This window comes from Rhizobium sp. N122 (assembly GCF_002211295.1).
Lineage (GTDB): Bacteria > Pseudomonadota > Alphaproteobacteria > Rhizobiales > Rhizobiaceae > Rhizobium.
On record NZ_LOKU01000006.1, the window covers coordinates 74,779 to 92,273 of the forward strand.

Annotated in this window: 19 protein-coding genes; 11 read left to right on the plus strand and 8 right to left on the minus strand. The window is 63.7% G+C overall.

Annotated elements, in window-relative coordinates; all coding sequences use genetic code 11:
* The first annotated feature begins 41 nt into the window (after positions 1–41).
* Together ATY75_RS06105 and ATY75_RS06110 are read left to right on the plus strand one after the other, a co-directional pair.
* Positions 42–956, plus strand: coding sequence for a J domain-containing protein (locus ATY75_RS06105; protein WP_088936835.1), 915 nt, complete (start codon positions 42–44; stop codon positions 954–956).
* Positions 957–958: 2 nt separating this feature from the next.
* Positions 959–1,303 carry a chaperone modulator CbpM gene (locus tag ATY75_RS06110; RefSeq protein WP_088936836.1) on the plus strand — a complete coding sequence of 115 codons (345 nt, stop codon included), beginning with the start codon at positions 959–961 and terminating at the stop codon, positions 1,301–1,303.
* A 2-nt stretch (positions 1,304–1,305) separates the two neighbouring features.
* On the opposite strand, the gene ATY75_RS06115 is transcribed toward ATY75_RS06110, so the two are convergent.
* The 3 genes from ATY75_RS06115 to ATY75_RS06125 are packed head-to-tail and all read right to left on the minus strand — an operon-like array spanning position 1,306 to position 3,478.
* Positions 1,306–2,235, minus strand: coding sequence for a phosphatidate cytidylyltransferase (locus ATY75_RS06115; protein WP_064842070.1), 930 nt, complete (start codon positions 2,233–2,235; stop codon positions 1,306–1,308).
* Positions 2,232–2,852 carry a lysophospholipid acyltransferase family protein gene (locus ATY75_RS06120; RefSeq protein WP_064842072.1) on the minus strand — a complete coding sequence of 207 codons (621 nt, stop codon included), beginning with the start codon at positions 2,850–2,852 and terminating at the stop codon, positions 2,232–2,234. The genes ATY75_RS06115 and ATY75_RS06120 overlap by 4 nt, the downstream gene beginning before the upstream one ends.
* A complete protein-coding gene (locus ATY75_RS06125) occupies positions 2,849–3,478 on the minus strand; it encodes a CDP-alcohol phosphatidyltransferase family protein (RefSeq protein ID WP_064842074.1) in 630 nt (209 codons plus the stop codon). Before ATY75_RS06125 ends, ATY75_RS06120 begins: the two co-directional genes overlap by 4 nt.
* A 329-nt stretch (positions 3,479–3,807) precedes the next feature.
* On the opposite strand from ATY75_RS06125, the gene ATY75_RS06135 reads away from it, so the two are divergent.
* Genes ATY75_RS06135 through ATY75_RS06160 form a run of 6 tightly spaced genes read left to right on the plus strand, consistent with a single transcriptional unit; the run spans position 3,808 to position 11,039 of the window.
* Complete coding sequence (locus ATY75_RS06135) at positions 3,808–4,794, plus strand: BMP family protein (protein ID WP_088936837.1); 987 nt, start codon at positions 3,808–3,810, stop codon at positions 4,792–4,794.
* An 8-nt stretch (positions 4,795–4,802) separates the two neighbouring features.
* Positions 4,803–6,215 (plus strand): amidase, encoded by a 1,413-nt coding sequence (locus ATY75_RS06140; protein WP_088936838.1) that lies wholly within the window; start codon positions 4,803–4,805, stop codon positions 6,213–6,215.
* The gene (locus ATY75_RS06145; protein ID WP_088936916.1) at positions 6,212–7,744 is read left to right on the plus strand and encodes an ABC transporter ATP-binding protein; all 1,533 of its coding nucleotides are present in this window, start codon (positions 6,212–6,214) and stop codon (positions 7,742–7,744) included. Before ATY75_RS06140 ends, ATY75_RS06145 begins: the two co-directional genes overlap by 4 nt.
* On the plus strand, positions 7,734–8,783 hold the full coding sequence (locus ATY75_RS06150; RefSeq protein ID WP_088936839.1) for an ABC transporter permease: 1,050 nt from the start codon (positions 7,734–7,736) through the stop codon (positions 8,781–8,783). Before ATY75_RS06145 ends, ATY75_RS06150 begins: the two co-directional genes overlap by 11 nt.
* The gene (locus ATY75_RS06155) at positions 8,780–9,724 is read left to right on the plus strand and encodes an ABC transporter permease (protein ID WP_088936840.1); all 945 of its coding nucleotides are present in this window, start codon (positions 8,780–8,782) and stop codon (positions 9,722–9,724) included. Before ATY75_RS06150 ends, ATY75_RS06155 begins: the two co-directional genes overlap by 4 nt.
* 25 nt (positions 9,725–9,749) lie before the next feature.
* Positions 9,750–11,039 carry an amidohydrolase family protein gene (locus ATY75_RS06160; protein ID WP_088936841.1) on the plus strand — a complete coding sequence of 430 codons (1,290 nt, stop codon included), beginning with the start codon at positions 9,750–9,752 and terminating at the stop codon, positions 11,037–11,039.
* A gap of 264 nt (positions 11,040–11,303) precedes the next feature.
* Here ATY75_RS06160 and ATY75_RS06165 read toward each other — a convergent pair whose 3' ends face one another.
* Together ATY75_RS06165 and ATY75_RS06170 are read right to left on the minus strand one after the other, a co-directional pair.
* A complete protein-coding gene (locus tag ATY75_RS06165) occupies positions 11,304–12,002 on the minus strand; it encodes a ribonuclease activity regulator RraA (protein WP_088936842.1) in 699 nt (232 codons plus the stop codon).
* Between the two features lie 25 nt (positions 12,003–12,027).
* The gene (locus ATY75_RS06170) at positions 12,028–12,813 is read right to left on the minus strand and encodes an SDR family oxidoreductase (RefSeq protein WP_088936843.1); all 786 of its coding nucleotides are present in this window, start codon (positions 12,811–12,813) and stop codon (positions 12,028–12,030) included.
* Positions 12,814–12,910: 97 nt separating this feature from the next.
* Between ATY75_RS06170 and ATY75_RS06175 the strand changes: the two genes are divergently transcribed.
* Positions 12,911–13,783 (plus strand): LysR family transcriptional regulator, encoded by an 873-nt coding sequence (locus ATY75_RS06175; RefSeq protein ID WP_088936844.1) that lies wholly within the window; start codon positions 12,911–12,913, stop codon positions 13,781–13,783.
* Positions 13,784–13,787: 4 nt separating this feature from the next.
* Here the strand turns inward: ATY75_RS06175 and msrA are convergent, their stop codons facing one another.
* The 3 genes from msrA to ATY75_RS34510 all read right to left on the minus strand — a co-directional run bounded on the left by msrA (position 13,788) and on the right by ATY75_RS34510 (position 15,858).
* Positions 13,788–14,297: a peptide-methionine (S)-S-oxide reductase MsrA gene (msrA, locus tag ATY75_RS06180; protein WP_071085385.1), complete on the minus strand. Its 510-nt coding sequence runs from the start codon at positions 14,295–14,297 to the stop codon at positions 13,788–13,790.
* 414 nt (positions 14,298–14,711) lie between these two features.
* Positions 14,712–15,605, minus strand: coding sequence for an NAD(P)/FAD-dependent oxidoreductase (locus tag ATY75_RS06185; protein WP_088936845.1), 894 nt, complete (start codon positions 15,603–15,605; stop codon positions 14,712–14,714).
* The gene (locus ATY75_RS34510; protein ID WP_190241318.1) at positions 15,598–15,858 is read right to left on the minus strand and encodes a hypothetical protein; all 261 of its coding nucleotides are present in this window, start codon (positions 15,856–15,858) and stop codon (positions 15,598–15,600) included. The genes ATY75_RS06185 and ATY75_RS34510 overlap by 8 nt, the downstream gene beginning before the upstream one ends.
* Positions 15,859–15,890: 32 nt before the next feature.
* On the opposite strand from ATY75_RS34510, the gene ATY75_RS06195 reads away from it, so the two are divergent.
* Both ATY75_RS06195 and ATY75_RS06200 read left to right on the plus strand, forming a co-directional pair.
* Positions 15,891–16,538 carry a TetR/AcrR family transcriptional regulator gene (locus ATY75_RS06195; RefSeq protein ID WP_088936917.1) on the plus strand — a complete coding sequence of 216 codons (648 nt, stop codon included), beginning with the start codon at positions 15,891–15,893 and terminating at the stop codon, positions 16,536–16,538.
* Between the two features lie 28 nt (positions 16,539–16,566).
* Positions 16,567–17,430 (plus strand): class I SAM-dependent methyltransferase, encoded by an 864-nt coding sequence (locus tag ATY75_RS06200; protein WP_088936847.1) that lies wholly within the window; start codon positions 16,567–16,569, stop codon positions 17,428–17,430.
* Positions 17,431–17,495: the final 65 nt, after the last annotated feature.

Here is a 17,495-nt window from a genome sequence, read left to right on the forward strand (position 1 = left end):
AAGCCAACCGGCAGTATTGACTGCCTTGACCGGAGATATGCATGAGCCAGGATCCCTATGAGCTTCTGGGCGTGAAACGGGATGCGACGCCGAAGGATATTCAAAGCGCATTCCGCAAGCTCGCCAAGAAACTTCACCCCGACCTTAACCCCGGCGACAGAAAGGCCGAGGAACGGTTCAAGGAAATTTCGACCGCCTACGAGATCTTGAGCGATGCGGAAAAACGCGGACGCTTCGACCGCGGCGAGATCGATATGACGGGCGCCGAGCGGGCGCAGCGCAGTTATTACCGCGACTACGCCTCGGCGAGCGGTCCCGGCGATCCCTACCGCAACAGTTCCGGCTTTGCCGATTTCGCCGATGCCGACAATTCCTTTGCCAATTTCTTTTCGCGCCGCGCCGGCGGCGGCAGGATGCGCAGTCAGGGCCAGGACCGGCGTTTCTCCATGGAGGTCGATTTTCTCGAGGCCGTCAACGGCACCCGGACCGAGATCAAGCTGCCGGACGGGCCGCAGCTCGATGTGCAGATCCCGCCCGGAACCCGCGACGGCCAGACCTTGCGGCTGCGCGGCAAGGGCGAGCCGGGCATTGGCGGCGGGCCGCCGGGTGATGCCCTCATCGAAATCCGCGTGGCTCCCCACCGCTTCTTCACACGCGACGGCGACGACATCCGCCTGGAGCTGCCGATCTCGCTCGGCGAGGCGGTGCTTGGCGGCAAGGTCCGCGTGCCGACTCCGTCGGGACCGGTCAACCTGACGCTGCCCCCGCACTCGAATACGGGTAAGATCCTGCGTCTCAAGGGCAAGGGTGTCGCCACACGCGGCGGCGGGCACGGCGACGTCTATGTCACCCTGAAGATCGTGCTGCCCGACAATCCCGACGAACGGCTGACAGCCCTGATGAAGGAATGGGCGACGGCACATCCACACGATCCGAGGAAGAACATGGAGGCTTGATCATGGATGATCTCGAATTCCGTCTTTGCTTGAAAATCGATGTCGTCCAGCTCGATCTCTGGATCGAACAGGGCTGGCTGATCCCGGAGATGTCGAACGAAGGGCGGCAGTTTCACGACGCCGACGTCGCGCGCGCCCGGCTCATCCTGGACCTGATGGGCGATATGGGCGTCAACGAAGCCGGCGTCGATGTCGTCATGGACCTGGTCGACCAGTTACACGGCCTGCGGGCAACGATGGAGAGGCTGATAACCGCCATCGGCAGGCAGGAGCGGGATGTCCAGCGCCGGCTGTTCGAGAGCCTCGAGGATATCGACCGGTTTGGAACGGCCGGCCGCATGCCTTGACCTCAGGCGGTGAACCAGTAGCGGACGATATGGAAGAACAGCGGCGCGGCGAAGGTGATGGAGTCGAGACGATCGAGCACGCCGCCATGGCCCTCGATCACATAACCCCAGTCCTTGGCGTTGAGATCGCGCTTGATGGCCGAGAGCACGAAGCCGCCGAAGAAGCCGGCGACGACGATAACCGTGCTGACGGCAGCCGCCTGCAGGGGTGAGAACGGCGTCAGGCGATAGAGCAGCGTTCCGACGAGGATGGCCGAGGCGCCGCCGCCGATCAGGCCTTCGAGGGTCTTCGATGGGCTGATATTCGGCGAGAAACGATGTTTTCCGAGAAGCTTGCCCCACACGTACTGGAAGACGTCGCTGAGCTGCACGACGATGACGAGGTAGACGAGAAGAAGCGCCGGCGGCGTTCCGGTCTCAAGCATCAGCAGTGCGGGCGCATGGCTGATCGAATAAACCGTCAGCATCAGTCCCCATTGCACCCTCGCGGTCCGCGCCAGGAACTCGTTGACGTCGCCGGTCAGCGTCGCCACCGCCGGCAGTATCAGGAAGGCATAGACCGGGATGAAGATGGAAAAGAGGCCGTACCATAGCGTTCCGAGCAGCACATAGTGCAGCGGCAGGACGACGAAGAAGGACAGGAACAGTGCCAGGTGATCGCCGCGCCGTGATGGCGTCAGCGTCCAGAATTCGCGCAGCGCCATGAAGGACAGGAATGCGAACAGGATGACCACCGCGGTATCGCCGAGCAGGATCGCGCCGCCGAAGACCGCGACCATGATCCACCAGGAGCGGATGCGCGCATTGAGGTTCTGGACGGTGGCGACAGAACCGGGTTCGGTCGCGCGCCGCTGCAGGATGAAACCGATGGTGGAGGCGACGGCGAGCAGGCCGAGGATCGCGGCAAGGACGATCGAAAAAAGGCTGGTCATGCGGTGCGCCCTCCGTCTGCCAGCTCGATGATCGCGGCGCGGGCGCGGGCCAGGAAGGCGTCCTTGCCTTCGCCCGGTTCGACGCGCAGCGGCTTGCCGAAGCGCGCCGTGCAGGTGATCGGTACGATCAGCATGCTTCCCTTGGGCAGGATGCGCTGCAGATTGTCGAGATGGATCGGCACAAGATCGACATCGGGGAAGCGGCAGGCAAGGCGATAGATGCCGCTGCGGAACGGGGCGATCTCATCGGTAGAGCTTCTCGTTCCCTCGGGAAAAATCAGGATCGAACGCCCTTCCTCGAGCAGGCGCTCGAGCGGCTCCAGCGGGTTGCTGTCCGGCAGAGGCTTGCGGTCGATCAGGACGGCGCGAAGGCCCTTCTCCGCGATGAAACGGCGAAAGGCGCTCGTACCCCAATAGTCTCGCGCCGCAACCGGATGGGTCAGCCGCCGCACCTGATACGGCAGGGCGGCCATGACGGCCACCGTATCGACATGGCTGTTGTGATTGGCGAAATAGATGCGGCGGCGCGTGTCGGGCGTGCAGCCCCGCCACTCGCTTCGGGCGCCGACCATGATACGGACGAACAATACAAGGAGGCGACGGACAAGCGCGGTCATAGTCTCTCCAGCGAATGGGAAAGCGTTATCGTACGGGTGATGCAGGTGACGAGGCTGCCGGCGGCGATGATGGCTGAGCTCAGGATCAGCGACCAATGGCTGGCGGACACCAGCGTCTCGATGCTCTGGGCAACGAGGCCGGCCGTCAGCACCGCCATGCGGCGCTGCTTGGCCATGATGCCGCTGAAGTCCTGGGCGAGGCCGACCGATCCGCCGAAGACCCTGATATAGGCGGTGAGTGCGGCAAGCAGCGCGGACAGCCAGCCGAGCGAGGGAAAGCCGCAGGCATAACCGGCCGCGACGAGCAGCAGACTGTCGGCAATCCGGTCGGGGAACTCGTTGTAGATCGGCCCGCTTCTGGTTTTCTTGCCGCCTTCGATCGCGACCATGCCGTCAAGCAGATTGCAGACGAGCCGCAGCTGCACCGAGAACGCTGCGCCGATCATGGCGATCGGATGGGTCGTGAGCAGGATCAGCGCCGCGCCGATGCCGGCAAACAGGATCGAAAAAAGCGAAATGCCGTTCGGCGTCACACCGGTGCGCGCCAGCCATGCGCTCATGCCGATCGCCCAGGACGACGACCGGCTCGCGATCGGCCGCCGCGAGGCGTCCTCTTCTTCACCCATTTTCTTGTTTCCCCAGCCCGATAGCCTTCTGCATACTCTGCCAATGCCGCCGCGCCAAGCCCTGCAGATCCGGTCTGGAGCCCGTTCGCCACGAAGCCAAGAGCGCGTTTCTTGAAGCGAGGAAATCTGAGCCGAGAAGCACGGTGGCATCGGGGATGCAGCCTGCCATGCCGTGTTCCTTGCGCCAAGTCGCGACGCCGAAAAAACGGCGTCCAATGAACGAGCACAAGGGGCTGATCAGCCTGATTTTTAAGCCCGCTCTCTCCTTGACACATTTTTAGGCGATACTATGATTTTTGAACCGGATGGTAAAAAAAGGGGAGCAATCGATGACCAAAGACATCCTGATTTCACGGCGGGCAATGATCGCATCGGGCATTGCGCTCGGAGTGAGCAGCTTCGCCCCGCTCGCAAGGGCCGCCGCCCCGCTGAAAGTTGCCGGCATTCATGCGTCGCCGGTTGAAAACGCCTGGAATTCCTGTCTTCACAAGGCCCTTCAGGACGCTGCCAAGGAAGGCGTCATCGAATATGTCTTTTCCGAAGGTGTCTCCGGCACCGATTATCCGCGCGCCATGCGCGAATATGCCGAACAGGGCAACAAGCTGATCATCGGCGAAGCCTATGCGGTGGAGAAGGAGGCCCGGCAGGTCGCGGCCGACTATCCCGAGACCGCCTTCGTGCTGGGCTCGAGCGGCGAGCAGGCCGGCGACAATTTCGGCGTTTTCGGCACGTGGAATCATGACGGCGCCTATCTGGCCGGCATGCTTGCGGGCAAGATGACCAAGTCGAACGTCGTCGGCTCGGTCGGCGCCATTCCGATCCCCGAGGTCAACATGCTGATCAATGCCTTTGCCGCGGGCGTCAAGGCTGTCAATCCCGACGCAAAGCACCTGGTCTCGTTCATCGGTACCTTCTTCGACCCGCCGAAGGCCCGCGAGGCCGGCCTCGCCCAGATCGACGCCGGCGCCGATATCCTGTTCGGCGAGCGCATCGGCACGGCCGATGCTGCCAAGGAACGCGGCATCAAGTCAGTCGGCTCGCTCGTCGATTATACGCCGCGCTATCCCGATACGGTGTTTGCCAACGCCATGTGGTATTTCCGCCCGATCCTCAATGCCGCGATCGCCGATGTCGCTGCCGGCAAACCGGTCGGCAGGAACTACACGTCCTACGGTCTGATGAAGGAAGGCGGCAGCGATGTCGTCTTCGTCAAGGGTGTTGCGCCTGCCGAGGCGGAGGCCGCGATGGAAGCCAAGCGGGCGGAGATCAAGGCCGGCAGCTTCGAAGTTCCGAAGATGATGGAAGAGCCGAAGTAGTTCGGCTGATGCAGGGCGATGCGACGGAACTGGCGGCAGCGATCAGGCATGGCAGTCTAAGCGCTGCAGAAGCGATGCAGATCTCCCTCGAGGCTGCCGCGCGGCGTGAGCCGCTCGGCGCGATCGCCTATCTCGACGGCGCCATGGGTCTCGCCGCGGCGCAGGCCTGCGACCGGGAGCGGCAGCGCGCGCCCGAGCATTTCTCGGCGCGGCCCTTTGCCGGCGTACCCACCTTGGCGAAGGATCTTGGCGGTCCCTTCCGCGGACTGCCGGTAACGGCCGGTTCCCGCCTCCTCGAGAGAAAGGGCGGCGGAGCCGACTCCGATCTCGCTTCGCGGTTCCGCCAGGCCGGCTTCTGTCTGTTCGGCCTGACGACGAGCCCGGAATTCGGCCTTTCGCTCGCCAGCGAACCGGCAATCGGGCCTGTGTGTCGCAACCCGCTCGATCCGGCCCGCACCGCCGGCGGCTCGTCCGGCGGTGCGGCGGCAGCGGTTGCCGCCGGAATCGCGGCGATTGCCCATGCCACCGATGCCGGCGGCTCGATCCGCGTGCCCGCCGCCTGCTGCGGTCTCGTCGGAATGAAGCCGACCCGCGGCGCCATCCCCGGCGGACCATCTTTCGGCAACCACCTTGCGGGCATTGCGAGCGAACTGGCGGTCTGCCGCTCGGTGCGGGATACGGCACTGCTATTCAGCAGTCTGAGCGGCAATGCACGCGGACCTGTTCCGGATCCCTCTCCCATCGATTTCGACACCGGCCGTTTGCGGATCGGCCTGTTGACCGATACAGGACCGACCCATCCGACCGAGGGCGATCGCCTTGCAGCCGTCGCGGACGCCGCGCGCGTGCTCGAGAAGGACGGACACGCCATCGTTCCCTTGGCCTGGGCCGACTTCAAATGGAGCGTCGCCGCCAGCAGCCGTGCCTTTGCCGATATCGTCTCCGTCAACCTCGCAGCCCTCATCGAGACGGCAGCGCTTGAAGAAAGCAAGGCCGAGCCTCTCACACAGGCTTTTGCGATGCGCGGACGGGCGCTTTCAGCCGCCAGGCTCTGGCATACGCTGAACGATGCAGTTCTGGTGAGCCATGCGGTCTGGGGGCTGTTCGATACGGTCGATTGCATCCTGATGCCGATGCTCGCCTCCGCGCCGCTTGCGATCGGCTCGTTTCCGTCCGATCATGCCGACACCGATCTGCATCTGGAGCGAATGACCGCGTTTGCGCCGCTTGCCTGCCTTGCCAATGTTTCGGGTTTTCCTGCTTTGACGCTGCCTTTCGGAGAGGATGAGCACGCCATGCCGCTGCCGGTGCAGCTCATGATGCCGATGGGTCACGAGCCGAGGCTTCTGTCGCTGGCGGCACGCCTGGAGGCGGAGGGGCGATGGCAGCACCGTTTTCCGGTGGCGGGGTTGCCGTCATGACCGGGCCTGTTCTCGAGATTGTCAGTGTCAGCAAACGCTTCGGCGCCAATCTCGCCAATGACGATATTTCCATGACGCTGGTTAGGGGCGAGGTCGTCGCCCTGCTCGGCGAGAACGGCGCGGGCAAGACCACGCTGATGAGCATGCTTTTCGGCCACTATGTGCCGGATGCCGGCCGAATTCTGATCGACGGCGCCGAGCTGCCGCAGGGCAAGCCGCGCGCGGCGATCCGCGCCGGCGTCGGCATGGTGCATCAGCATTTCTCGCTCGCGCCCAATCTGACCGTTCTCGAAAACGTCATGACCGGCACGGAAGGCCTTTGGTCCTGGCGCTCGGCAACATCGGCGGCGCGCAAGAAACTCCTGGCGATTTCGGAGCGCTTCGGCCTGCAAGTCGATCCGGATGCCCGTCTTGGCGACCTTTCGGTCGGCGAGCAGCAGAGAGTGGAAATCCTCAAGGCGCTTTACAACGATGCCCGCATCCTGATCCTCGATGAGCCGACGGCGGTGCTGACCAACATCGAAGCCGGGCGGCTGTTCACGACGCTGAAGGAAATGGCCCGCCAGGGCCTGTCGCTGATCTTCATCTCGCACAAGCTCGACGAGGTGATGGCGGCGGCAGACCGCATCGTCGTGCTGCGCGCTGGCAGGATGGTCGCCGAGCGCAGGGCATCGGAAACCAGCAAGGCGGAACTCGCCGAGCTGATGGTCGGGCATCGCGTAACGCGGCCCGTTCGCCAACCGTCGCCCCCCGGCGCCGTTGCACTCGAGGCTTCAGGCGTGACCGTGCGAACCGGCGGTATCGAGCGTCTGAAATCGATCAGCTTTCGGCTGCGCCAGGGAGAGATCCTCGGCATTATCGGCGTTTCCGGCAACGGCCAGGCGGCGTTGGCGCATCTTCTTTCCGGCACGCTGGCGCGCAGCAGCGGCGATCTCAGGCTGTTCGGCGAAGTGGTCGGCAATCTTGGCGTCGCCGATATTGTCGACGCCGGCATCGGCCGCATTCCCGAGGACCGCAACCACGAGGGCGTGATCGGCGAAATGGCGATCTGGGAAAACGCCGTGCTGGAGCGCATCGCCTCGCCGGCCTTTTCGCGCCACGGCCTCGTCAACCGCAAGGCCGGCATAACCTTCGCGCGCGAGATCATCGACGGCTTCGACGTTCGCGGCGCGGGTCCGGCGATCCGCACGCGGCTGCTGTCCGGCGGCAATATGCAAAAGCTCATTCTCGGGCGCAGCCTCTATCGCCGGCCGCGCATTCTGATTGCGGCCCAGCCTGCCCGCGGCCTCGACGAAGGGGCGGTTGCCGCCGTGCATGCGCGCCTGCTCGAAGCCCGCCGGCAGGGGACTGCGGTGCTGCTGATCTCGGAGGATCTCGACGAGGTGATCGCGCTCGCAGACCGCATACAGGCAATCGTCGGCGGCCGGCTGTCGCCGCCCATTGATGCCGATGGCGCCGACGCCCGCAGGCTGGGGCTGATGATGGCCGGGGAATGGCAAGAGACGCGCGAGGCCGATCATGCGATTTGAGCGCCGCGAGCACCGCCCGCTTTACCTGCTGATCGCCACACCGGTCATCGCCGTCATGGCGGCACTGGCGCTGGCCGGCATCTTGATCTCGATCGCCGGCGCGCCTGTTCTGGACGCCTATTGGCGCATCCTGACCGGCGCCTTCGGCTCGCGGCTTTCGGCGACGGAAACACTGACGCGGGCGACGCCGCTGATGCTGACCGGACTTGCCGCCGCCGTCGCCTTTCGCGCGCGGCTCTGGAATATCGGCGCCGAGGGCCAGTTCTATCTCGGCGCCATCGCCGTTGCGGCGGCAAGCTCGAAACTGCTCGGCACTCTTCCGGCACCCATTCTCATTCCGCTGCTGCTGCTGATCGGTGCGATCGCCGGCATGGTGCTGATTTTGCTCCCGCTGTGGCTGAGACTGCGCTTTTCCGTCGATGAGGTCGTCACCAGCCTGCTGATGAATTTCATCGCCGTACTTTTCGTCTCGATGCTGATCGACGGCGTCCTCAAGGATCCGCTCGCCTTCGGCTGGCCGCAGTCGCAATCCGTCAGCGATCATGCCATGCTGCCGAAGCTGATCGCCCGTTCGCGCCTGCATATCGGTTTTGCGATCGCGATCGTGCTGGCGATCGTCGTTCACTTCATCCAGTCCCGCACCGTGTTTGGCATGCAGTCGCGCGCCGCCGGCCTCAATCCTGCCGGTGCGGTTTTTGCTGGTGTGCCGCTCGGAAGAACACTGGTGAAGGTTGCCTGTCTCTCCGGTGGGCTTGCAGGGCTTGCGGGAGCGATCGAGGTGATGGGCGTCAAGGGTTACGTCACGACCGACCTGTCGCCCGGTTTCGGCTATGCCGGCATCGTGGTGGCGATGCTTGCCAATCTCAATCCGCTCGGTGTCGTCTTCGCCGCCATTTTCACGGCCACGATGTTCGTCGGCGCCGACGGCATGAGCCGGGGTCTCGGCATCCCGACCTATATTGCCGACGTCACGGTGGCGCTGTCGCTGCTGACGATGCTGATCGCATTGTTCTTCACCCAATACAGGATAAGGCGATGACGCAGCTGTTCGATATCATCGCCTCCGCCGGGCTCTGGGCGGCAGTCCTGCGGATCGCCACGCCGCTGATTTTCGGCACGCTCGGCGCTTTGCTCTGCGAACGGGCCGGCGTGCTCAATCTCGGCATCGAAGGCATCATGACCTTCGGCGCGATGATCGGCTGGCTTTCCGTCTACCACGGCGCCGATCTGTGGACCGGACTGCTGATCGCCGCGGTCGCCGGCGGCATCTTCGGCCTGCTGCATGCGTCGCTGACGGTGACGCTCGGCCTGTCCCAGCACGTCTCCGGCCTTGGCGTCACGCTCTTTGCTTCCAGTTTCAGCTATTATGTCTTCCGGCTGATCGTGCCGCTCGCCAATACGCCGCCCACCATCGTGCCGTTTCAGCCGATCGCCATCCCCGGTCTCTCGACGCTGCCGTTCATCGGCCCGGCCTTCTTTACGCAGACGGCGCCGACCTATCTTGCGATCCTTATCGCCCTGCTGATGGCCTACATCATCTTCCGAACTCCCGTGGGGCTCGCAATCCGCATGACCGGTGAAAATCCGCATGCAGCCGACGCCCAGGGCGTCAATCCGATGAAGGTGCGATACGGCGCGGTCATCATCGGCAGCGCGCTGATGGGAATGGGCGGCGCTTTCCTGACATTGTCGGCGTTCAACAGCTTTTTCCCGACCATGGTGCAGGGGCGCGGCTGGATCTGCATCGCGCTTGTTGTGTTCGCCTTCTGGCGGCCGGGCCGCGCGCTGTTCGGGGCGCTGCTCTTCGCCTTCTTCGACGCCTTTCAGCTTCGGCTGCAAACGGCGCTGAGCGGGCTCGTGCCCTATCAGCTTTTCCTGATGACGCCCTATATCCTTTCCATTGCCGCTCTTGCCATCATGGCCCGCCGCGCCCGCGTCCCGCAGGCGCTGATGCAGCCCTATCGTCGCGGCGAGCGGTGACACCGCCTTTTCCAACGAGGTTCCGATGTTCGATCTCATCGTCAGAAACGCAAATCTCCCCGATGGCTCAACCGGCATCGACATCGGCATCGAGGGCGACAGGATCACTGCCGTCGAGCGCAATCTGCAGGCGCAGGCGCCGGAGGAAATCGACGCAACCGGCAGGCTGGCCAGCCCGCCTTTCGTCGATCCGCATTTTCACATGGACGCCACGCTATCGCTCGGCCTGCCGCGGATGAACGTGTCGGGTACGCTGCTCGAGGGCATCGCGCTCTGGGGGGAGCTGCGCCCGATCGTGACCAAGGAGGAATTGGTCGACCGCGCGCTGCGCTATTGCGATCTCGCGGTCACGCAAGGCCTGCTTTTCATCCGCAGCCATGTCGATACGAGTGATCCCAGACTGGTGACCGTCGAGGCGATGATCGAAGTCCGCGAGAGGGTCGCGCCCTATATCGATCTGCAACTGGTCGCCTTTCCCCAGGACGGTTATTACCGCTCGCCGGGCGCGATCGATGCACTCAACCGCGCCCTCGACATGGGCGTTGATATCGTCGGCGGCATCCCCCATTTCGAGCGGACGATGGGCGAAGGCACGGCGTCAGTCGAGGCGCTCTGCCGCATCGCCGCCGATCGCGGTCTGCCGGTGGACATGCATTGCGATGAAACCGACGATCCGCTCTCGCGCCACATCGAGATGCTGGCCGCGCAAACCATCCGCTTCGGCCTGCAGGGACGTGTCGCCGGCTCGCATCTGACCTCGATGCATTCGATGGACAATTACTATGTTTCCAAGCTCATCCCGCTGATGGCGGAAGCGGAGATCAACGTGATCCCCAATCCGCTGATCAACATCATGCTGCAGGGCCGGCACGATACCTATCCGAAACGCCGCGGCATGACCCGGGTCCGCGAGCTGATGGATGCCGGGCTGAATGTCTCCTTCGGGCATGATTGCGTCATGGATCCGTGGTATTCGATGGGATCGGGCGACATGCTGGAGGTCGGCCACATGGCGATCCATGTCGCGCAGATGGCCGGTATTGACGACAAGAAGAGGATCTTCGACGCGCTGACCGTCAATTCGGCCAGGACGATGGGGATTGCCGCCTATGGCCTGGAGAAGGGATGCAATGCCGACCTCGTCATCCTCCAGGCAAGCGACGCGCTGGAGGCGTTGCGGCTGAAGCCGAACCGGCTGGCGGTAATCCGCCGCGGCAAGGTCATCGCCCGCTCGGCGCCGCGTATCGGCGAGCTTTTCCTGGACGGGCGCCCGACGCGGATCGACGGCGGTCGGGATTACGTGCCTCATTATTGAGAGGCGGCGGAGGCTTGCCGGCGTACGGGAGCGGCTTTGGATCGGAGTCAGCAATATGGGGCAGCAAAGCTGCGACCCGCCAGACTGCTGACAAAGGGCGGCCAACTCCTCTTTCGTCCTGCTCGGGCTTGTCCCGAGTATCTACAGCCGGCTCAGCAGGTCCTCGGCACAAGGCCGAGGATGGCGCCGAGTGAAGAACGAGGCTTTCAACAAACTGAGGGGTCGCGAAGCCGCAGCCCCCTTCAATCCGTCTTATTCAGAGGCCTATTTCTTCGAAGCCTCATAGAGCGCCCTGGTGTCGGCGTTCATCGGATAGAGGCCGGGCAGCGGCACGCCTTCATCGATCCTGGTCATGATCCAGGCTTCCATGCGCTCCTGTTCCGGCGCTTCATCGAGCACGGTGTCGAGCAGATCGGCTGGAATCAGCACCGCGCCGTCCTGGTCGACGACGATGATGTCATCGGGGAAGACCGCGACGCCGCCACAGCCGATCGGCTGCTGCCAGGCGACGAATGTGAGGCCGGCGACCGAAGGGGGTGCTGCGACGCCGCGGCACCAGACCGGCAGGTGGCTGTCGAGCACACCGGCGACGTCGCGCATGACGCCGTCGGTGACGAGGGCCGCGACACCGCGCTTCTGCATGCGGGCGCAGAGGATATCGCCGAAAATGCCGGCATCGGTGACACCCATCGCATCGACGACCGCAACGCAACCTTCAGGCATCGCCTCGATTGCGGCACGTGTCGAGATCGGCGAGGCCCAGGAGGCGGGTGTCGCCAGATCTTCACGGGCTGGAACGAAACGCAGGGTAAAGGCCGGGCCGACGATGCGCGGCTGGCCGGGCTTCAACGGAACGGCGCCGCGAATCCAGACGTTCCGCAGTCCCTTCTTCAGAAGAACGGTCGTCAGGGTCGCCGTCGAGACGGTGTTGAGGGTTGCTATCGCTTGAGCGTCGAGGGCCATGGTATCGTTTCCAATCGGGTTTCGTTCAGATGCTCTGGATCATGCCGCCGTCGACGCGGATCACCGATCCGGTGAGATAGGAGGCGGGTTCGCTCGCCAGGAAGGCGACGACATTGCCGTATTCTTCCGGCCGGCCATAACGGCCGAGCGGAATGCCGCCGGTACTTTCAGCGATGACGTCATCGATGGATCGGTTTTCGCGCTTGGCCTTCTGCTCATCGAGGAAGGTGATGCGGCCGGTGGCAATGCGGCCCGGCAGGACGATGTTGACGGTGATGCCGTCGCGGCCAATCTCGCGCGCCAAGGTTTTCGACCATCCCACCAGCGACAGGCGCAGTGCGTTCGAGATGCCGAGATTGGGGATCGGCGCGACCACGCCCGACGAGGTCGAGGTGACAATGCGCCCCCATTTGCGCGCCCGCATCCCAGGCAGGACACGATCGGCTATCGAGATGACGGAGAGCACCATGCTCTGGAAATACCGGTTCCAGATATCAGCGTCCTGGCCGGAGGCCGTGGTCGGCGGCGGGCCCCCGGTATTGTTGATGAGGATATCGACCGGTCCGAAGCCACGTTCGATTGCTGTGACATGCGCATCGATCGAGGCGAGATCGGCAAGGTCCCATTGCAACGCCAGCGCCTTGCCGCCTTCGGATTCGATCGCGGCTGCGGTCATTTGCGCGGCGGCGAGATCGATATCCGCAGCGGCAATTCTGGCACCTTCGCGCGCAAGCCTGGCGGCGATCGCACTGCCCAGTCCGCCGCCGGCGCCAAGCACCAGAGCCGTCTTGTCCGTGAGGCCCAATTCCATTTCGCTCGTCTCCGCATATGGTCGAGCCATCTTTCGGAGCATCGGACTGTAAATAAAATATCGCTTTAGCTTCGTTCAGGAGATAGAAAAACTATCGATGGACACGCGTTTTCTCGAAACTTTCATTGTCGTTGCCGAGCGGCACTCGCTGGCGCAGGCCGCCCAGCGGCTGAACCTGACGCCGGCCGCCGTCGCCCAGCGCATCCGTGCGTTGGAGGCCGAATTGGGGGTGCGGCTGCTGGTGCGCTCCGGCCGCGTCATGCGGCCGACCGAGGCGGGTTTTGCCATTCTCGAACGCTGCAGGGACCTGGTGCGCGATACACGCGACCTGAAGGCGATGGCCGGTACCGCGACGATCTCGGGCGAGATGCGGCTCGGCGCGATCAACACGGCTCTGACGGGCCTTGTTCCCGACATTCTCCACCGCCTTGCCCAGGATTTTCCGCTGATCGAGATCTTCATCCGGCCGGGCGCTTCGATGGATCTCTATACCGAGGTTCTGAACGGCGCGCTGGATGCGGCCTTCATCATCGAACCGCGATTTCCGATGCAGAAGACGCTGACCTTCAATACGCTGCGCCAGGAACCCCTCGTGCTGATCGCGCCGCGAGGCTTCCAGGGGGCCGATCCGCTCAAGCTGCTGAGGACCGAACCCTTCATCCGCTACGATCGCAACCAATGGGGCGGCCATATAGCCGACGAATATCTGCGCGAGATCGGCATTCGCCCAATCGAGCGTTACGAACTCGACGCGCTCGAGGCGATCGCGGTGATAGTCAATCGCGGTCTCGGGATTTCGATCGTGCCGGATTGGGCGCCGCCGTGGCCGGCTGGGCTCGATATCGTCAAGCTGCCCCTGCCGCGTGCGTCGGCCATGCGCACGGTCGGCATCGTCGCGACGCGTTCGTCGCCGCGGGCAAACCTCATCGCCGCACTTCTGCAAACCAGCCGCGCGGCGATGGAGGCCTGATGGCTCAGGCGATCTTCTGACGGACCGGCAGCTTCCAGCCGGGCCGGACGAAGTGGCAGGTGTAGCCGTTCGGGATGCGCTCCAGATAGTCCTGGTGTTCGGGCTCGGCCTCCCAGAAATCGCTCACCGGCACGACTTCGGTGACGACCTTGCCGGGCCACAGGCCCGATGCGTCGACATCGGCGATGGTATCCTTGGCGACACGCTCCTGCTCGGGGCTGGTATAGAAGATCGCCGAGCGATAGCTCGTGCCGACGTCGTTGCCCTGGCGGTTGCGCGTGCTCGGATCGTGGATCTGGAAGAAGAATTCGAGGATGTCGCGATAGCTGGTCTTGGCCGGATCGAAGATGATCTCGATGGCTTCGGCATGGGTCCCGTGGTTGCGGTAGGTCGCATTCGGCACGTCGCCGCCGGTATAGCCGACGCGGGTCGAAATCACACCGTTCAATCGGCGGACCAGGTCCTGCATGCCCCAGAAGCAGCCGCCGGCGAGCACTGCACGTTCTTCGGTCATTGGATGTCTCCTTGTTTGCCCAGAGATAGTATCTCGCGCCGCCGATTTCCATACGGCGCAATGAGACGCGGCCTTGCCATCGTCCCCAAGGGAAGATGAGGTCGGGGCTCCGTGGGCATTTCTACAATAATACCCGCTAAGGGAATTGAAGTTGTTTGGATTGAAGCGGTTCGCGCGGATCAGCCTGAGATAGTCGTCGATGGGCGCGATATAGGCCCATGGAAGCGGTGCGACCTGAGAAAGCAACTCGTCCGGAATAACGATACCCTGGCCTCGGACGCCGTTCGCCGTATTTCGCATCGTATTCGAGGCTGGCTTCGCCGCCCAGACGGCGGCGAAAGGATGGGCCTGCTGCGCATCGACCAGATTCTGAACATGATTGCCGGCGGCAACCGGAGAAGGGAATCTGCGCTCTCAAGCCAGCATCGACTGCTGGGCGGAGATACCTGCCGTCGCGCCCTGCGATATTGCCGTGGTGACCGAGTTCATGGCTGGGTTTGCGAGGTCGCCGGCAGCGTAGATGCCCGGCATGCTGGTTTCGCGGCGCTCGTCGACTTTGAGGGCGATGCCGAAGGGCGTATTGACCGTGGCGAGGCCCAGTGATTCATGCAGGCTTGCGGACGGTTTGTTGCGAGGATGCGCGAACAGGATGTCGACCCCGGCATTGCGGCCGCTCTCGAGATTAACGGTGGTGATATGGCCCCGGTGATGGGAGATTTCAGCGATCCGGCCATCAACGACAGGTATGTTGCGGCGCGCCAGATCGGCGCGGATATCGGGTGCAATGTCGTGACCATCGGCGAAGACCGTCAACGTGTCGGTCCAGTGCTGGTACAGCCTGACATAAGTGTGCGACTGCGGGCCGGACCAGACGAGGCCCCAATGCTGGTCGGCGACTTCAAAGCCATCGCAATAGGGGCAGGGCACGATGGACGTGCCCCAGCTTTCGGCAAAGCCCGGAACATCAGGCATCTGGTCGGCGACGCCATAGCTCAGGATCACGCGGCGCGCCCCAAGGCTTTCGCCATCGCCAGTGAGAACGGAGAAATTGTCGATGGCGCCGGAGATGCTGTCGGCTCGGGCATTGAGCAGCTTGACCGTGGGATAACGCGTCAGTTGCTGCCGCGCCTCGGCCAGAATATCAAGCGGCGGCTTGTGATCGTGGCCGAGCAGACCATGCGAGTGGCCGGCGAAACGATTGCGCGGCAGGCCGGTATCGAGAACGGTGGCCTTGCGGCGGGCACGGCCGAGTTGCAGCGCGGCGGCGAGACCGGCAAAGCTGCCGCCGATGATGATGACGTCATCCATGGTGATAAGCTCCGTGTTTTTGATGGAGGGGGTGGGCTGGGGCTGGGGGCAATTCGTCCAGCGATACGCAATCGAGACGGGCAGCGCGCAGGGCTTCGGCATCGGCGAGAAAGTCGCCCATCACTGTTTTGGCCGTCGGCACAATGCCGCATTCGATATCGCCGGGCGGCCAGGGGAAACTTGATTCGCAGGACAGGATAAAATCCACTCTTTGACTTGCATGTTTTTGATACTGTGTGGTATCGTAAAACATGAATAACGATACTGTCAAGGATCCTAATGGTCGTGACCGAAAATAGTCGAGGTCGGCGCGGCCGGCCGGCCAACGAGGCGCTTGGCCAAACGATAGTCGACGCAGCATACGAACTCTTTGTGGAATTGGGTTTTCAAGCGACGACCTTGGACAAGGTCACCCAGCGAGCGAAGATATCCAAGCTCAGCATCTATCGGCACTTCGAGAGCAAGGAGGCGCTGTTCAGCGCGGCCATCGCGGACCGCTGCCATCAGTTTGCACCACAGGCCCTTTTTGAAGGCGTCGACGGTTCGGCCGAAGAGCAGCTCATGGCGGTGGGATCATCCCTGCTTCGCACGCTGTTGAGCCCGGACGTCCGCAGTGTCGAAGCCATGGTCATGGCCGACAAAACGAATCAAAAGTCGTTAAGCAAGCTCTATTACGAAGCCGGCCCCGCCCATGTCATCGCCCAGATCGAGGCCCTATTGCGTCAGTTGCACGCGAAGGCGGTTCTGCACGTGCCCGATCCTCTCCAGTCCGCCCGCTTGTTTGGCGCGCTTTTCAAAGGATCCGATCTCCTGATTACTGCACGCTTCGATCAGGCGAGAGCAGAGGACGACAACGAAATCGAATCCTATTGCCGGTCGGCCGTCGCCATGTTCATCGCCGCGCACGGTGGCAGCGACCACGCGGGCGGATAACCTCGTTAAGAACGGATCAGAACAGGATATGGCAGAGAAAAATGTTTATCAGGTCGCCGACTGGAATGGCCAAAGCGGGGAGCGCTGGGTCGCTTACCAAGCCCGGCTCGATGCCATGCTGGCGGTGTTCGGCAAGGCCGCGATCGAAGCCGCCGCGCCCGCGACAAGCGAGCGCGTGCTGGACGTCGGTTGCGGCGCGGGGGCGTCGAGTCTGGATCTGGCCGCCCGCGTCGGTGCGGGGGGCAAAGTGCTCGGCGTGGACATATCTGAACCGCTGATCGACCGAGCGCGCGCGTTAGCGCCGCAGGACACGCCGGTCCTGTTCCAGGTGGCAGACGCCAGCAGTACCGAGTTGCCCGAGGGCGCGTTCGACATCCTGTTCTCGCGCTTCGGGGTGATGTTCTTTGACGATCCGACAGGGGCGTTCGCTCATATGCGCCGTGCGCTCAAGCCGGGCGCGCGGGTCGCTTTCGTCTGCTGGCGCGGCATGGCCGAGAACGATTGGGTGCGCTTGCCGATGGGCGCGATCAAGGGCATCCTCCCGCCGACCGCGCCGCCCGATCCCGAAGCGCCCGGCCCGTTCTCGTTCGGCGATCGCGGGCGGGTGGCGCGTATCCTGACGGCGGCCGGCTTCACCGATATCGCTATCGCGCCATTCGATGCCTCCATCCCGTTCGGCGAGGGTGGGACGCGGGACGCGGCGATCGACGACGCGGTGGAGATGACACTCGAGGTCGGCCCGCTGTCGCGCGCGCTCGCTGATCAGCCCGACGACATCCGCGCCCGCGCCTCGGCCGCGGTTCGTGCCGCCTTCGCGGGCTGCCCCGGTGAGCGGTCGGTTATGATCGACGGCGCGGCGTGGATCGTCACGGCGCGCAATCCGGCGAGCTGACTGGGATTGACAGGGGGAGACGCCCCTTCTGGCTCGGCGTTGGCCGTGGCGCGATCGACCCCGCG

Coding starts and splice junctions, on each gene's coding strand:
- ATY75_RS06105 (WP_088936835.1), top strand. CDS start 42: ATGAGCCAGGATCCCTATGAGCTTCTGGGCGTGAAACGGGATGCGACG.
- ATY75_RS06110 (WP_088936836.1), top strand. CDS start 959: ATGGATGATCTCGAATTCCGTCTTTGCTTGAAAATCGATGTCGTCCAG.
- ATY75_RS06115 (WP_064842070.1), bottom strand. CDS start 2,235: ATGACCAGCCTTTTTTCGATCGTCCTTGCCGCGATCCTCGGCCTGCTC.
- ATY75_RS06120 (WP_064842072.1), bottom strand. CDS start 2,852: ATGACCGCGCTTGTCCGTCGCCTCCTTGTATTGTTCGTCCGTATCATG.
- ATY75_RS06125 (WP_064842074.1), bottom strand. CDS start 3,478: ATGGGTGAAGAAGAGGACGCCTCGCGGCGGCCGATCGCGAGCCGGTCG.
- ATY75_RS06135 (WP_088936837.1), top strand. CDS start 3,808: ATGACCAAAGACATCCTGATTTCACGGCGGGCAATGATCGCATCGGGC.
- ATY75_RS06140 (WP_088936838.1), top strand. CDS start 4,803: ATGCAGGGCGATGCGACGGAACTGGCGGCAGCGATCAGGCATGGCAGT.
- ATY75_RS06145 (WP_088936916.1), top strand. CDS start 6,212: ATGACCGGGCCTGTTCTCGAGATTGTCAGTGTCAGCAAACGCTTCGGC.
- ATY75_RS06150 (WP_088936839.1), top strand. CDS start 7,734: ATGCGATTTGAGCGCCGCGAGCACCGCCCGCTTTACCTGCTGATCGCC.
- ATY75_RS06155 (WP_088936840.1), top strand. CDS start 8,780: ATGACGCAGCTGTTCGATATCATCGCCTCCGCCGGGCTCTGGGCGGCA.
- ATY75_RS06160 (WP_088936841.1), top strand. CDS start 9,750: ATGTTCGATCTCATCGTCAGAAACGCAAATCTCCCCGATGGCTCAACC.
- ATY75_RS06165 (WP_088936842.1), bottom strand. CDS start 12,002: ATGGCCCTCGACGCTCAAGCGATAGCAACCCTCAACACCGTCTCGACG.
- ATY75_RS06170 (WP_088936843.1), bottom strand. CDS start 12,813: ATGGAATTGGGCCTCACGGACAAGACGGCTCTGGTGCTTGGCGCCGGC.
- ATY75_RS06175 (WP_088936844.1), top strand. CDS start 12,911: ATGGACACGCGTTTTCTCGAAACTTTCATTGTCGTTGCCGAGCGGCAC.
- msrA (WP_071085385.1), bottom strand. CDS start 14,297: ATGACCGAAGAACGTGCAGTGCTCGCCGGCGGCTGCTTCTGGGGCATG.
- ATY75_RS06185 (WP_088936845.1), bottom strand. CDS start 15,605: ATGGATGACGTCATCATCATCGGCGGCAGCTTTGCCGGTCTCGCCGCC.
- ATY75_RS34510 (WP_190241318.1), bottom strand. CDS start 15,858: ATGTTTTACGATACCACACAGTATCAAAAACATGCAAGTCAAAGAGTG.
- ATY75_RS06200 (WP_088936847.1), top strand. CDS start 16,567: ATGGCAGAGAAAAATGTTTATCAGGTCGCCGACTGGAATGGCCAAAGC.